This window comes from Streptomyces sp. HSW2009, from assembly GCF_040240285.1.
Lineage (GTDB): Bacteria > Actinomycetota > Actinomycetes > Streptomycetales > Streptomycetaceae > Streptomyces.
On record NZ_JBEHZD010000861.1, the window covers coordinates 1 to 2212 of the forward strand.

The following is a 2212-nucleotide window of genomic DNA, read 5'->3' on the forward strand; positions in this document are numbered from 1 at the left end:
TAGGTGTTCATGTAGTACGGGAACCGGCTGGAACAACCAATCCCCGACACGAACACGATGTTCTCCCGAGCCAACCCCAACTCGGGCATGAAACCCTGCACCGCGGCCAGGATCGCGTAGTCCCCACACCCAGGACACCACCGCACTTCCTGATCCGACTTGAAGTCCTTCATCGACTGCTTCCCCGCAGCCCGCGGCACCAACGCCAACGCCCCCAACCCTCCACCCGAACCCGCACCCGCACCCGCACTTGAGCCGGGTGCGGGAGTAGATACGGATGCAGGTGTGGATGTGGGGGTGGTGGGTGTGGGGGTGGTGTCGTTGGTCACCGTCGTGATGGAAGCACCGGAGTGAGCGGAAGCGGCAGACGTGGTGGGGTTAGGCATTGATGGCCTCCTTCAGCGCGGTGGCCAGCTCTTCGGCCTTGAAGGGCATTCCGTTGATCTGGGTGTGGGATTGCGCGTCGATGAGGTACTTCGCTCGGATCAGCGAGGCGAGTTGTCCCAGATTCATCTCCGGGATCACCACCCGCTCATACCCCGCCAGGACCGTGCCCGTATTCGCCGGGAACGGATTCAGATGACGCAAGTGGGCCTGAGCGACCGCCACACCCTGTGACCGCAACCGGCGGACCGCGGCAGCGATCGGCCCGTACGTGGACCCCCACCCCAACACCAACGTGCGCGCCCCGCCATCGGGGTCGTCCACGAGCAGATCGGGAACCTGGATCTGATCGACCTTCGCTTGCCGGGTCCTCACCATGAATTCATGGTTGGCCGGGTCGTAGGAGATGTTGCCGCTACCGTCCTGCTTCTCGATCCCACCGATCCGGTGTTCCAACCCCGCCGTCCCCGGGACCGCCCAGGGCCTGGCCAAGGTGTGGGGATCACGCTTGTAGGGCCAAAACACCCGACTACCATCAGCCAACTCATGATTGGGCTCGGACGCGAACTGCACCCGCAGATCCGGCAGGTCCGCTACCTCAGGTACCCGCCACGGCTCCGACCCGTTCGCCAGATACCCATCCGAGAGCAAGAACACCGGCGTCCGGTACGTCACCGCGATCCGAGCCGCTTCCAAGGCCGCGTCGAAACAATCCGCGGGCGTCGACGGCGCGACGATCGGTACCGGCGCCTCACCATTACGCCCATACATCGCCTGCAACAAATCAGCCTGTTCCGTCTTCGTCGGCAACCCTGTCGACGGACCACCACGCTGAATGTCCACCACCAACAACGGCAGCTCCAACGACACCGCAAGCCCGATCGTCTCCGACTTCAACGCCACCCCAGGCCCTGAGGTCGTCGTCACCGCCAACGACCCGCCAAACGCCGCACCCAGCGCCGCTCCGATCCCCGCGATCTCATCCTCGGCCTGGAACGAGCGGACCTGAAAGTTTTTGTGCCGGGAGAGCTCGTGCAAAATGTCTGAGGCCGGGGTGATCGGATACGACCCCAGGAACAACGGCAACTCCGCCTGCACCGACGCGGCCACCAGACCATAGGCCAGAGCCAGGTTCCCGGAGATGTTCCGATACACACCCGGGGTGAACGCGGAGGAAGCGGGTGCGACCTCGTAGGAGACCGCGAAGTCCTCCGTGGTCTCCCCGAAGTTCCACCCCGCCCGAAACGCCGTCACGTTCGCCTGCGCCAACTGCGGTTTCTTCGCGAACTTCTTCCGCAAGAACGCCTCAGTACCCTCCGTCGGCCGGTGGTACATCCACGACAACAGACCGAGCGCGAACATGTTCTTGCTCCGCTCGGCCTCCTTCCGGGAAAGCCCGAACTCCTTCAACGCCTCAACCGTCAACGTCGTCAACGGCACCCCATGCACCTGGAACGCCGACAACGAACCATCGTCCAACGGACTCGTGGCATAACCGACCTTCGCCATCGGGCGTTTCGTGAACTCATCCGTGTTCACGATCAACACCCCACCCGGGGGAAGGTCACTCACGTTCGCTTTCAACGCGGCCGGGTTCATCGCGACCAACACATCCGGCGCGTCCCCCGGCGTGAGGATGTCATGATCCGCGAAATGCAACTGGAACGAGGACACCCCCGGCAACGTACCCGCCGGCGCCCGAATCTCCGCCGGGAAATTCGGCAACGTCGACAAGTCATTCCCAAACGCAGCCGTCTCCGAAGTAAACCGATCACCCGTCAACTGCATACCATCACCCGAATCACCCGCAAAACGGATAATGACTCGG

1 protein-coding gene and 1 pseudogene are annotated in these 2212 nt (G+C 63.3%); both read right to left on the minus strand.

The genetic code is table 11. The features are described from left to right. Positions 1-386, minus strand: a pseudogene (locus tag AAHZ94_RS32985) (thiamine pyrophosphate-dependent enzyme); the annotation flags it as partial. After that, positions 379-2212: 2-oxoacid:acceptor oxidoreductase subunit alpha (locus tag AAHZ94_RS32990; RefSeq protein ID WP_349997387.1), on the minus strand; the 1834-nt coding region annotated here is incomplete at its 5' end. The gene AAHZ94_RS32990 and the pseudogene AAHZ94_RS32985, both read right to left, overlap by 8 nt.